Source organism: Microseira wollei NIES-4236 (assembly GCF_020521235.1).
Classification (GTDB): Bacteria; Cyanobacteriota; Cyanobacteriia; order Cyanobacteriales; family Aerosakkonemataceae; genus Microseira; species Microseira wollei.
Map to the genome: position 1 here is coordinate 1 of NZ_BLAY01000232.1, position 12,510 is coordinate 12,510.

Here is a 12,510-nt window from a genome sequence, read left to right on the forward strand (position 1 = left end):
TCACCTCGAGGGCAATCAGAAAATCTTCCCTTGGAGATAATTTTCGGATGTTCGCTACTATTTCACCTCGAGGGCAATCAGAAAATCTTCCCTTGGAGATAATTTTCGGATGTTCGCTACTATTTCAACTCAAGGGCAATCAGAAAATCTTCCCTTGGAGATAATTTTCGGATGTTCGCTACTATTTCAACTCAAGGGCAATGATAAAATCTTCCCTTGTCGATAATTTTCGGATGTTCCCTACTATTTCACCTCGAGGGCAATCAGAAAATCTTCCCTTGTCGATAATTTTCGGATGTTCGCTACTATTTCACCTCGAGGGCAATCAGAAAATCTTCCCTTGGAGATAATTTTCGGATGTTCGCTACTATTTCACCTCGAGGGCAATAAGAAAATCTTCCCTTGGAGATAATTTTCGGATGTTCGCTACTATTTCACCTAATGCGAACAAACCCGGCGCGCTCGATTAATTCCTGTGCCTGCTGGGTTTGCAAAAATTTAGCATAAGCTTCTCCAGCTTGTTGTTCGGTTTGATTGTTTTGTTTGATTACTACAAACAAGTTGCGCGTAATAGGATACTTTCCTGATAGAAAAGCTTGTACGTTTAGCTGATTGCGTTTTCCAGGACACTGGGAGAGGGGTACAAAGGGTTCAAGATAGGGCGGCACGAACTCGCCTGCTTGGCGACCTATAGGCAAGGGCTTAATTGTACACTGGGGTACGACTTCTGGTGCCGAAGCAAAATAAATGCCCCCAGGACTAGTAGCGAGTCTTCGCAAAGCTTCCGTTGTGGTGGGAACGAACTCGACATTGGCGCTAAAAGCTTGACCCTGCATGACATTTTCCAGGAACAATTCAACCGTACCACCAGAGTTAGCTGGGCGCGAAAAAGGTTTAATAGTTAAATTTGGCCCTCCTAGCTGTTGCCAGTTAGTAATCTTGCCAGAGTAAATAGATTTAAGCTGGTCTATAGTTAAACCTGGAATATCTAAATTAGGATTAACTGCAACTGCTAAGCCATCGATGGCGATGGGAATTTGTTTGAGAGCGAACCCTCGTTGCTGGGCTTGATTGTATTCTTGGTCGAGAATGGGTCGAGAAGATTGAGCCAAATCAAGTTGACCATCTAACAGCATTTTAATCCCGGTGCTAGAACTAGGAGCTATACCGACGGGATCGACATAACGCAGGCGGAACTCAGGTCTAGCTGCTTGAATCGCCGAGTCTACCGATAGGCGAATCGGTGCCCAAGAAGTGCTGCCACCATAGTTAAAGAGTCCAGAAGGAACGTTCTGTACGGTGTTAAACCCTTGAAGGTTTCCTGGAGTATTTTGGCCTTGTTGAACCGCATCGGGGATATTAATTCCAGAACGTCGAGTAAACCACCAAACTCCTGCGCCAATTAATCCTGCTGTAATGAGAAGGGTTAAGAATAAAACTGCTGTTTCGTTTTTTTGAGACATAAATCAACTGTAAAAAGTTAAAGATAATCAGGAGCCACTAGCGGTATTATTGCACTGGCTCAAAATCGTAGCCAGTTCTAGAGCGATCGCCGCGAACGATTTTCACGAGTTGGATGGTACTGTTGCGTTCGCCTGATGGCAGAAAACGCACGATGCCGGAAGCGCCTGGGGCAGAAAAATCTGATGCAATTAGTGCCTGTTGAACTCCAACGCGATTCGGGTTGCGCTTGATGGCTGCAATTAGCGCTTGTGCAGCATCGTAGGATAAAGCGGTGCGCCAGTTGACATCCGCATTCCAAAGTTGTTTAGATTGGCGCACAAAATTTGAATTTGCAACGCCCTTAATATGCCAGGGAACTGCTACTACCATCCCTACTGCTGATGCTGCACCAACTTCTAAAGTTTTGGGTGTGTAAACATCATCTCCCCCTAGCAAGCTTAACTGTTTGCTGTTGACCTGCACTACTTGTAAAGCTTTATCTAAACTTGCTGTATTGGGAGCTAACATTAATAATTTTGCCCCCCGCTCTTTGGCTTGTTTAAAACTTGCAGCCGCGCTAAAATCCGGAGCGGATAGATCAAATTCGCTCGATACTTCTCCACCTCCCAAGGAAACGGCAGTGACAAACTCAGATTTCAAAGATTGGCTATAGGAACTTTGGGAATTAAAAAAAACGGCTGCATTTTTTATTTGGAGTTTGGTCAGCATGTAATCGGCTAGGGATCTAGCAGCAACGTAATCGCTAGGAACTGTTCGGAAAAAATAGCGGCTGAATCCTGAAAGTTTCACCGAAGTGCTGATGGGGGAAATAGCAACTATCTGTCCCGATTCATAAGCTTTTGCGGCTGCCAAACTGACATCGCTGGCATAAGGGCCGATTACCCCTAATATTTCCGGATTTTTCGTCAACTCGGTGGCAATTTGCCGAGCAATTGCTGGATTATTATCGTCGTTTGCGATCGCTACTTTTACAGGAACGCCGTTAACTCCTCCTGCCTGATTGATTTCATTTTGAGCTTGAGCTACTCCCCGCAGTATTTCTAAAGAACCGTTGGGGTCAGTACCAATTGGGACAGATACGGCAATGGTGTAGCTTTTCTGCTCACCAATCCGGGCATTATTGAGGAAAATTAAACCTTCTGGATCGTTTGGCTTTCCTTGCAAGGCTGCTTCTAGATTGGCAATAGCGACAGGGAAGTTTTTAGATGCGAACGCTTGCAATCCTGCTTGTTTTTTCTGTGATATTACCCCGGCAAATATATTTTTTTCTCCAACACTAATTCGGTCTTGCAGAGATGGTTTTTTCCATAGGTCTTGAATAAACCAAAATCCTACTCCTACTAATGCCAGGGTGATTAATAGGGCTAAGACTAGAACTGCCGTTTCGTTTTTTTGAGACATAATAGAATAGTCCGTTAGTTTATGGGGGAGATCTAATTGTTGATTGGGCGAACTACCCGTTTTTATGCACTTTTTTTGAGGCATAATGCGATCGCCTCAAGCCTTGCTATTGTGGCACGGGTGCGAAATCGTAGCCTGTGCCGGAAGATTGACCTGGTTGAATTTTAACGAGGATTGAGGAGTCGTTGCGATCGCCTGATGGCAAAAACTGAATCTTCCCCGTCGCACCATTGGCAGAAAACTCCGAACTAGATAAAGTTTTTTGCAGTCCTTGGCGAGTATTATCTTGCTTTAAACCTGCGATAATCGCTTGAGTAGCATCGTAAGCCAATGCCGTGCGCCAATTCACATCACCGCCCCAATACTTTCTAGCATTTTTAGAAAAAGGATTATCTGGAATTGCCTCCGGATGCCACGGGACAGCTAACACCATTTCATTTGCTTCTGCTTGACCCAACTTGAGAGTATCAAACGTGTACAGCGTAGAATTCGCCATCAAATACAGTCGCCCTTTATTTGCTCTGATTATGTCAAGCGATCGCTTAATTTTACTTACAGAAGCTGCTAATACTAACCCCTCTGCACCATCGCTCACGGCTTGAGATATTGCGCCACTATGGTTAAAATTTGGGTGGGAAAAATCGCAAGCAATTTGGCTAATTTTGCCTCCCTCATTATCAATAGCCGAGCGCAACTCCTGTTTGAAAGACTGACTCGCTTTTGCTTGCGAATCCGCACAAATCGCTAGTTTGCTCAACTGCTTTGTTTTGATTGCATAACGGGCAATAACTTCAGCCTCAGAACTAATACTAGGAACAGTCCGAAATATATAACTACCAATTCCAGATAACTTTTTGGCGTTGCTTGTAGGAGAAATCATCACCAAATTTCCCTGCTGATAAATTGGCGCACCTGCCAGGGAAGCATCGCTCGTATTATGACCCACCAATGCTAAAATTGTGGTGTCTTTCACCCATTTTTCGGCAATTTTTTTCACGATGCTGGGGTCGTTGTCATCATTGGCAATTTCAACTTGCAATGGCATCCCATTTATGCCGCCATTGTTATTAGCTTCATCTTGCGCTTGAGCCACACCCCGCAGAATTTCTTTGGCAATATTTAGATTGCCCCCAATAGGAACGCTAACGCCTATTTTGAGAGGATTATTTTGACCGGCTTTAGCATTATTAAAGTAAATCCAAGCTTCTGGATCGTTTCGTTTCTTTTTTAAGGAAGATTCTAGTTGTGAAATCGCTGTAGAAAAATCTCCTTTGGCAAAGGCTTTCACTCCTGCCTCTTTATAAGGGTTTCTATCTTGATTGATCAAAATTCTGTTTCCTAGACTGATACGTTCCTCTAAACTTCCGGTAAAAGGTGGAATTGGTTGATTTATTTGTGGATTTATTACTCGATTAAACAACCAAAAACCCGTACCGAGCAATCCTAGTGTAATTACAAGGGCTAAAATTAAAATCGTTGTTTCATTTCTTTGGGACATAGGTAGCTCGTAGTTGAGAAATTACATAACCCAAGTTGCTAGTTATAACTCTCGTGGGTTGCACAGCAGAAGCTAATCGCAAGCTTGCTAATTGCTGATGGGAATATTTTTCTCGGGTCTACCAGCCATTAGCTATTAGCCATTAGCCTGTCTTCAGCCCTAAAAAGATAACTAGCAACTTGCGTTACATACTTTAGCGAATTCTGACAAATCCCGCCTTTTCAATCATTTCCTGACCTTGTTCTGTTAGCAATAACTGGGCATAAGCTTCTCCTGCTTGCTGGTCAATTTGATTGTTCTTTTTGACAACTACAAATAACCGCCGAGTTAAGGGATATTCACCACTCAAAAAAGCTTCTGTATTCGCTTCGTTCCGCTTAGATGGACACTCAGACAGCGGCACAAAAGGCTGCTTATAAGGGGGAATTAGTTGATTGTAACTACGACCTAGTGACAAGGTTTTAACTTTACACTGAGATACCAATAATGGAGCAGAAGCTTCAAACATTCCTGCTGGATCTTCTGCAACTTTACGAATAGCTTCGGTGGGAGTTGGTACTATTTCAAGATTCTCCCCCTCGTCACCTTGTACGGCATAACGCTGGATTCTCAGATTTGGACCACCGAGTTGATTCCAGTTGGTAATTTTGCCTGCATAAATATCATCGCGTTGCTGCATGGTTATGCCTGGAATATTCAAGCTTGGGTGGACTCCGATCGCTCTCCCATCAATTGCTACAGGAATTTCTACTAGAGTAAACCCTCGTTGTTTTGCTTGTTCGTATTCTTTATCTTCAATCGGACGAGAAGCATGAGAAAAAGACAATTGATTGTCTAATAACATCCGGATACCCGAACCCGTACTCGGCGTACCCTGATTGGGGTGAGTATAGCGCAGGCGAAATTGAGGCCAAACTGTTTGAATTGCTGGATCTAAATCGCGACGAATTGTAGCCCAAGTCGTGCTACCTCCATAACTAAATAGTCCGCTGGGGACGTTTTTGACTTGAGTAAAAGTTTTGAGGTTAGCTTGGTCGCTTTGACTCGATTCTTGGTTGATTAAACTATCTGTTTTGGAGCCAGTCTTACTCGTAAACCACCAAAAACCCAAACCGACTAAGCCAGTTGTAATTAAGAGGGCTAAAACTAAAACTGTCGTTTCATTTTTTTGAGTCATAACTAATAGTTTTGACAGAATTTAAAGCATGAGGGAAAGTAATTTGTAAATGATTCGAAATAGAGCGGTTACTGCAATTGCTCCCGCTGCTGTCAACCCGGCTACAAATAATACACCGACAATTGGATTGCCAAACAAGGTAATAATCCACGCCGGTACGAGAGCATTACGGAATATCACCACAATTGCTAGGGTAATCCCGATCAGAATCGGCAGGTCTTTGCCTTCCAGAATGCGGCGGTACTGAGCATAAATTAGACCACCTACGATCGCAACCGTTAATCCCATGCTAATTCCCGGCGTGAGGGGGAGACTGGAGAGAGCGATCGCAATTAACCCACCCTCAAACCCACTAAATGCCGCTGCACCCAATACTTCCACCAGAGAAAATCTTGGTCGCACTGGGATCGGGTGTGGAGGTGGATTTGCAGGCGTTACCGCAGCAGTCTTTTGCACAGGGGGAGCGGGTGGAGGTAAAGTCAAGGCGGCTAGAACTTCCTCTGCTGAGTGGTATCGCTGATTGGGCGAACTCAACAGCATTCGGTCTAAAATATTCGCCAGTTGAGAGCTTACCTGAGCATAAGTTTTCCACTTCCACTGATTGCTGTAAGTATCAAATAATTCATTTGGTTGCTTGCCAGTCAGTAAGGTCAGGCAAGTTACTGCCAGGGCATATAAATCGGTTGAAGGATAGACTTGACCTCCAGACATTTGCTCTGGAGGGGCATATCCCATTGAGTAAATTCCCGTAGAACTTGCATTTGAACCTGCTACTTTTGTTACCTGTTTGACCGCGCCAAAATCTAACAGGAAAAGAGAACCTTTGCACGAGCGCATGATATTCGATGGCTTAATATCGCGATGGATCGAGCCGTGTTCGTGAACGAATTGCAGCACTGGCAGGATTTGCTGCAATATTTCTAATACCTGAGCTTCTGAAAATTTACCATTTTTGGCAAATTCTTCCTCTAGGTTTTCCCCGTCGATAAATTCTTGTACTAAATAAAAAAATTGGTCTTGTTTTCCGGGTTGAAGGCTGGGTACAGTTAACTGAAAAAAGGCAAATAAATCTGGAATTTGAGGGTGTTGGTTGCCCAATTCTTCCAGAACTTCTGCTTCGCGTTCAAACAGATTTTGCGCGGTTTGTAGCTGCTGTGGGGTTAAGGTTCCCGATGGTTGAAACAGCTTCACTACGCACCGACGCATTGTGGGCGTATAGCGATCTCGTGCTAAAAATGCTGCCCCAAATCCACCCTGCCCCAATAGCTTTAACGGCATGTAGCGATCCGCCAAAATTAGCGGCATTCCGCAGGTCGTGCAGTACTTTTGAGGAACCCGCTTGAGGGTAGCCGGATCTTCCAAATCGGAAAACAGGTTCAGGGGGCGGGGGCAAGCTGGACGGGTGCAGTAAAGTTCCATAACCAGGGGTTCAAAACAAAGGTAAAAGTTAAAAGGCAAGTAGGTAAAAAACAGTCTTCCTTTCAGTCTTTATTTTTACTTTGTCCTTTTTGCTTTTAACTTTTAACTTCCTCCGACGTGGGTATTTCCTTGAGAATGCCCTACCGTTGCTTTGAGGGAATTGGCTGCGAGCGCTGGCGATGTTTCTAGTATTTCCTTTCCCCATGTAGTCGTGGCGAACGCAGGCAAGATTTCCCTAGAAAAAGCTTCGGCAGCTTTTGAACGGTATCGGTTAGGATTGACCAACACCGACAGGATGCGCTTGACCATGACATCTTCAATTCGGATGCGGTGGAGGACGCCGATTTGTAATTCCTTCTCAATTGCCGAAATTGAAACAAACGCGGCTCCTAATCCCGACTGAACTGCATTTTTAATCGCTTCGATCGAATTTAATTCCATTTCGATTTTGAGACGCCTGGTATCGATGCCGCAGCGCGTTAGCACTTGGTCGATTACCTTGCGGATTGTGGATTGGGAGTCTAAAGCAATAAACTGCAACTTGTAAAGGTCGTCTTTTTGAATCGTTTCGAGTTTGGCGAACGGATGCGTCACGGGTAAAATTAGCGCCAGTTCGTCTTCTAAATACGGCGTAATTTCCAGGGAATCTGCCAGTTCGGGTGGAACTTCGCCGCCAATGATTGCCAGGTCAATTTGTCCGTTGGCTACGCTCCAAGCAGTTCGGCGGGTTGAGTGAACGTGCAATTGTACTGCCACATCGTTATATTTTTGCCGAAATAACCCGATCATGCGCGGCAACAGATAGGTTCCTGTCGTCTGACTGGCTCCCACAATCAGGGTGCCTCCTTGGAGATTTTGCAAATCCTCAATGGCGCGACAAGTTTCCTCGCAAAGCGATAAAATTCTCTCACCGTAGCTGAGTAGTAGATGACCAGCTTCTGTCAATTGTGCCCTTCGCCCACCTCGGTCGAATAAAGGCACGTCCAACTGCCGCTCTAAGTTTTGCACTTGCAAACTGACGGCAGGTTGGGAGACATATAAGCTATCGGCGGCACGCTTGAAGCTTCCCTCAGCAGCGATCGCCTTGAGAATACGCAACTGATCTAAAGTGAAAGGAAGGTCAGACATAATGCTAAACCTGAAAGGGGAAAGAAGCCTTGAGACAACTATCCATCATCCGATGAAGTTTGCCATCCGCGATTCGCAGCGAATTACGTTTTGAGACTTCCACTGACATCGAAAGTAACACAACAAGGGATCAAGATCCTTGAGATTACTTTGCGCCATCGGGTTTGGGGAATTTCACCAGAGTTAAAATACTTAACCATTTATTATGCTAAAAATTGCTTGGCTTACTCCCAGTCACTTGACAATGCTGGGTTTATTGGTAGGGTTTGCGATCGCTCACAGCGGTTTGGCAGCTTTGCGTCCCAGGGCAGAAAAACTGATCGGCGCTAGACTATACCGCATCTTGTTTGCCCTCGTCAGCCTGAATTTGGCTGTGGCAATGATAATTTACTTTTTCAACCACCGCTACGACGGCTTGCAACTTTGGCAAGTCCAGGGGGTGCCAGCAGTAAAACCGATCGTGTGGGTGCTATCGGCGATATCGTTTCTCTTTCTCTATCCAGCAACGTTTAACCTGCTGGAAATTGCTGCCATCGAGAAGCCTCAAGTACATTTGTACGAAACCGGCATCATCCGCATCACCAGACATCCCCAAATGGTAGGACAGCTGATTTGGTGCATCGCCCACACACTTTGGATCGGCACTACGTTTACCTTATTAACCTCGATTGGGTTGGTATTGCACCATTTGTTTGGTGTTTGGCACGGGGATCGGCGACTGGGCGATCGCTACGGCGAAGCTTTTGCAGCCGTAAAAGCCAGAACGACGGTAATACCATTTCTGGCTATCCTCCAAGGGCGTCAAACCTTAGTTTGGAGCGAGTTTCTTCGTCCTGCCTATTTAGGTGTAGCCGTTTTCGTCGGTGTGCTGTGGTGGGCGCACCCATTTTTAATTGCAGCCACGGCTGGGGTTAACTGGTAAGCAGGTGAGCAAGCGAGCAAGTGAGCAAGTGAGCAAGTGAGCGGGTGAGCAAGTGAGCAGAGCGTCTTCTTGTGCAGAGGAGCAGAGGTGCAGACTTGCTCCAGGAGCGGAGGGGAATTTGAATGTACATTCTCCCCATCTCCCCTGCTCCCCTGCCCACCTGCTCCCCATCTCCCCTGCTCCCCTGCCCACCTGCTCCCCTGCACAACAAGCCCGATCCCCGCTTTGGGATCGCATATCTGTAATTCCCCTGGAGCATATGATCCCGAATCGATGTAGCATGATCCCTAGTCGATAATAAAACTCTATAAAACTTGGCTTGAGGGATCATGGTACTGTCGGTGACGGAACGGACTTTTACACAAGAAGTATTAGAATCTCCCATCCCGGTGCTGGTTCATTTTTGGGCGCCTTGGTGTGGTCTTTGCCATCTGATCAACCCCCAATTGCCAAAATTTCAATCACAATGGGGCGGAAATGTCAAATTAGTCGGAATTAACGCGGATAGCAATTTCAAGTTGGCGAATGCCTATCACTTGACATCGCTACCAACGTTAATTTTGTTTGAAGACGGAAAGATCTTGTATCGGTTGGACAACTTCCGAGGGCGGGATGACATCTGGCAAGCTCTTCAAGCGATTTCGCTCACCTGTGCCACTTCACGGGTGCGCTCGCGCGAATATCAAACCCATTCGGCCTAAAAAAACTCGGTAATCCGATTAAATCCTAAACAAACCCACCCTGACCAATCGGGGTGGGTTATTAATCTAATTAGATGGCCATCGGCCATGTGTGTCACAATTGTTTACAGACTGGGAAGCTCTCATCTCCGTGTCCTCAGACCGGGGAGTGCCAAAGTCTAGCAAACGATTGTCGAGAATACTAAAGTAGGCATCAGTCACTGACCCCGGCCTCAAGGCAAGGGGCTTGTTCAAATAAATTTGAACGACGCAAGCAGCGACTACCGCACTTAAACTCAGCCCGGTACAGACTTCCCTTAACTTCCCTAGTTCGGACTATCTCGCTTGGCTGATTGGTTCAGGCGCTTTCAGAAAGGACATCTGGGTTGGGTTGGGGGAAGGGACACCGAACAAGTTTGCTGGTTCTTGCCCTTAGGGGGATTTAAAAACCAGCTTCCCTTCTGGGAAACAAGGTAAAGCCGCCCTTGAAGGGCGGGGTTTCAAACCCAATTTTCTGATGATGGAAGCAATCTATCAGTATGCTTGGCTGATACCAGTTCTACCCCTAGCGGGGGCGATGCTAGTCGGCCTGGGGCTGATTTCATTCAACAAGTTTACCAACCAGCTGCGACAGTTAAACGCCGTGTTTATTGTCTCCCTGCTGGGGGCAGCGATGTTTCTCTCCTTTGCGCTGCTGTGGAGTCAATTTCAAGGCCACGCACCCTATACCTACTCCCTGGATTGGGCGGCTGCTGGGAATTTCCACCTCAAGATGGGCTTTACCATCGACCATCTAACGGCGGTGATGTTAGCGATCGTCACAACGGTCGCATTTTTAGTCATGATCTACACCGATGGCTATATGTCGCACGACCCTGGCTACGTGCGGTTTTATGCCTATCTGAGCTTGTTTAGCTCATCGATGTTGGGTCTGGTGGTAAGTCCCAATTTAGTCCAAATTTACATCTTCTGGGAACTGGTCGGCATGTGTTCCTACTTGCTGATCGGATTCTGGTACGATCGCAAGGCTGCAGCCGATGCTTGTCAAAAAGCATTCGTTACCAACCGCGTCGGTGACTTTGGCTTGCTGTTGGGGATGTTAGGCATTTATTGGGCCACCGGCAGCTTCGAGTTTGAGGTCATGGGCGAAAGGCTGCAATCTTTGGTTGAATCAGGATTGCTCAGCGGTGCTTTGGCAGCGCTGTTTGCCGTGTTAGTCTTTATGGGGCCAGTAGCCAAATCTGCTCAAGTACCGTTGCACGTGTGGCTACCCGATGCAATGGAAGGCCCTACACCAATTTCAGCATTAATTCACGCCGCCACAATGGTGGCAGCTGGGGTATTTCTGATCGCGCGGATGTACCCCGTGTTTGAAGAAATCCCCACCGCGATGACTACCATCGCTTGGACGGGGGCTGCCACCGCCTTTGTCGGCGCCACTACCGCGATTACCCAAAACGACATCAAAAAAGGCTTGGCCTACTCTACCATGTCCCAGCTGGGTTACATGGTGATGGCTATGGGCGTCGGTGCTTATACCGCTGGCTTGTTCCACCTGATGACCCACGCTTATTTTAAAGCCATGTTGTTCCTGGGTTCCGGTTCGGTGATTCACGGTATGGAAGGCGTCGTGGGACACGATCCGGTTTTGGCTCAAGATATGCGAATGATGGGCGGACTGCGTAAGTATATGCCCTTTACCGCAATTACCTTTTTGATTGGCACAATCGCCATCTGCGGGATTCCCCCGTTTGCCGGTTTCTGGTCAAAAGACGAAATCTTGGGCAGCACCTTCGCTGCAAATCCAGTTTTATGGGCAATAGGCTGGATTACCGCCGGAATCACGGCGTTTTACATGTTCCGGATGTACTTCACTACCTTTGAAGGCGAATTCCGGGGTAACGATAATCAAGTTCGTCAAGAAGTCCTGGGAGTTAATTTTGGCCCTGGGGCAATGGATACCCGTGAAAAGGCGGCGATCGCTCTCGAACACGATAGCCACGACGGTCACGGTCACGCCCACGAACCCCATGAATCTCCCATCACGATGGTACTGCCTTTGGTGATACTGGCGATTCCTTCGATGCTGATCGGTTTTGTGGGAACCCCGTTTGCCAACTATTTTGAAGCGTTTGTCCACGCTCCCGGTGAACATTTTGACATGGCTGAAGCCGCCGCAGAATTTAATCTGCCCGAATTCGCAGTCATGGCAGGTAGTTCGGTAGGCATATCTTTAATTGGGATTACTTTGGCTTCGCTGATGTATCTCAGTCGCAAGATAGATGCGAAAGCGATCGCTGCTAAAATTCCCTCGCTCTACAAGCTGTCCAAAAACAAATGGTACTTTGACGAAATCTACGATACCCTTTTTGTTCAAGGTAGTCGCCGTTTAGCACGGCAAGTGATGGAAGTAGACTTGAAGGTCGTTGATGGTGTCGTCAACATCACGGGTTTAATCACCCTCCTGGGCGGTGAAGGTCTGAAATACTTTGAAACAGGTCGCGCCCAATTCTACGCCCTGATCGTGTTTGCAGCGGTGTTGGTAGGTGCGATTATCTTTGGAGTGACTTGAAGATCTTTATTTGTAGGGGCACGGCAATATAAACATCTTGGCTGTGAAGGCTTTGGTTATCGATGCCGTGTCCCTACTGTGTTCGTCAAATTAACGCCTGGTAGGGGCACGGCAATATAAATATCTTGGCTGTGAAGGCTTTGGTTATCGATGCCGTGTCCCTACTGTGTTCGTCAAATTAACGCCTGGTAGGGGCACGGCAATATAAATATCTTGGCTGTGAAGGCTTTGGTTATCGATGCCGTGTCC

Annotated in this window: 9 protein-coding genes; 3 read left to right on the forward strand and 6 right to left on the reverse strand. The window is 46.6% G+C overall.

The window, feature by feature from the left end:
* Nucleotides 1-434 precede the first annotated feature (434 nt).
* The 6 genes from MiSe_RS43180 to MiSe_RS43205 form a co-directional block, all read right to left on the reverse strand.
* On the reverse strand, nt 435-1,463 hold the full coding sequence (locus tag MiSe_RS43180) for a PstS family phosphate ABC transporter substrate-binding protein (protein WP_226592473.1): 1,029 nt from the start codon (nt 1,461-1,463) through the stop codon (nt 435-437).
* Nucleotides 1,464-1,509: 46 nt separating this feature from the next.
* Nucleotides 1,510-2,865, reverse strand: coding sequence for an ABC transporter substrate-binding protein (locus tag MiSe_RS43185; RefSeq protein ID WP_226592488.1), 1,356 nt, complete (start codon nt 2,863-2,865; stop codon nt 1,510-1,512).
* A gap of 106 nt (nt 2,866-2,971) precedes the next feature.
* Nucleotides 2,972-4,363 (reverse strand): ABC transporter substrate-binding protein, encoded by a 1,392-nt coding sequence (locus MiSe_RS43190; RefSeq protein ID WP_226592475.1) that lies wholly within the window; start codon nt 4,361-4,363, stop codon nt 2,972-2,974.
* A gap of 193 nt (nt 4,364-4,556) precedes the next feature.
* A complete protein-coding gene (locus MiSe_RS43195) occupies nt 4,557-5,540 on the reverse strand; it encodes a PstS family phosphate ABC transporter substrate-binding protein (RefSeq protein ID WP_226592477.1) in 984 nt (327 codons plus the stop codon).
* A gap of 21 nt (nt 5,541-5,561) precedes the next feature.
* The gene (locus tag MiSe_RS43200) at nt 5,562-6,959 is read right to left on the reverse strand and encodes a protein kinase domain-containing protein (RefSeq protein WP_226592479.1); all 1,398 of its coding nucleotides are present in this window, start codon (nt 6,957-6,959) and stop codon (nt 5,562-5,564) included.
* Between the two features lie 102 nt (nt 6,960-7,061).
* Nucleotides 7,062-8,087 carry a LysR family transcriptional regulator gene (locus tag MiSe_RS43205; protein WP_226592481.1) on the reverse strand — a complete coding sequence of 342 codons (1,026 nt, stop codon included), beginning with the start codon at nt 8,085-8,087 and terminating at the stop codon, nt 7,062-7,064.
* Nucleotides 8,088-8,292: 205 nt separating this feature from the next.
* On the opposite strand from MiSe_RS43205, the gene MiSe_RS43210 reads away from it, so the two are divergent.
* From MiSe_RS43210 to MiSe_RS43220, 3 genes are all read left to right on the forward strand, one after another.
* A complete protein-coding gene (locus tag MiSe_RS43210) occupies nt 8,293-9,009 on the forward strand; it encodes an NnrU family protein (RefSeq protein ID WP_226592484.1) in 717 nt (238 codons plus the stop codon).
* 329 nt (nt 9,010-9,338) lie between these two features.
* Entirely contained in the window at nt 9,339-9,710 is a 372-nt protein-coding gene (locus MiSe_RS43215; protein ID WP_226592486.1) for a thioredoxin family protein, read from the forward strand.
* A 499-nt stretch (nt 9,711-10,209) separates the two neighbouring features.
* Nucleotides 10,210-12,261 carry an NAD(P)H-quinone oxidoreductase subunit 5 gene (locus MiSe_RS43220; protein WP_226592490.1) on the forward strand — a complete coding sequence of 684 codons (2,052 nt, stop codon included), beginning with the start codon at nt 10,210-10,212 and terminating at the stop codon, nt 12,259-12,261.
* The last annotated feature ends 249 nt before the right edge of the window (nt 12,262-12,510 follow it).

Excerpts from the sequence above, each read along its gene's own strand:
- MiSe_RS43185 (WP_226592488.1), bottom strand. The coding sequence starts at position 2,865 with ATGTCTCAAAAAAACGAAACGGCAGTTCTAGTCTTAGCCCTATTAATC.
- MiSe_RS43215 (WP_226592486.1), top strand. The coding sequence starts at position 9,339 with ATGGTACTGTCGGTGACGGAACGGACTTTTACACAAGAAGTATTAGAA.
- MiSe_RS43180 (WP_226592473.1), bottom strand. The coding sequence starts at position 1,463 with ATGTCTCAAAAAAACGAAACAGCAGTTTTATTCTTAACCCTTCTCATT.
- MiSe_RS43200 (WP_226592479.1), bottom strand. The coding sequence starts at position 6,959 with ATGGAACTTTACTGCACCCGTCCAGCTTGCCCCCGCCCCCTGAACCTG.
- MiSe_RS43220 (WP_226592490.1), top strand. The coding sequence starts at position 10,210 with ATGGAAGCAATCTATCAGTATGCTTGGCTGATACCAGTTCTACCCCTA.
- MiSe_RS43210 (WP_226592484.1), top strand. The coding sequence starts at position 8,293 with ATGCTAAAAATTGCTTGGCTTACTCCCAGTCACTTGACAATGCTGGGT.
- MiSe_RS43205 (WP_226592481.1), bottom strand. The coding sequence starts at position 8,087 with ATGTCTGACCTTCCTTTCACTTTAGATCAGTTGCGTATTCTCAAGGCG.
- MiSe_RS43190 (WP_226592475.1), bottom strand. The coding sequence starts at position 4,363 with ATGTCCCAAAGAAATGAAACAACGATTTTAATTTTAGCCCTTGTAATT.
- MiSe_RS43195 (WP_226592477.1), bottom strand. The coding sequence starts at position 5,540 with ATGACTCAAAAAAATGAAACGACAGTTTTAGTTTTAGCCCTCTTAATT.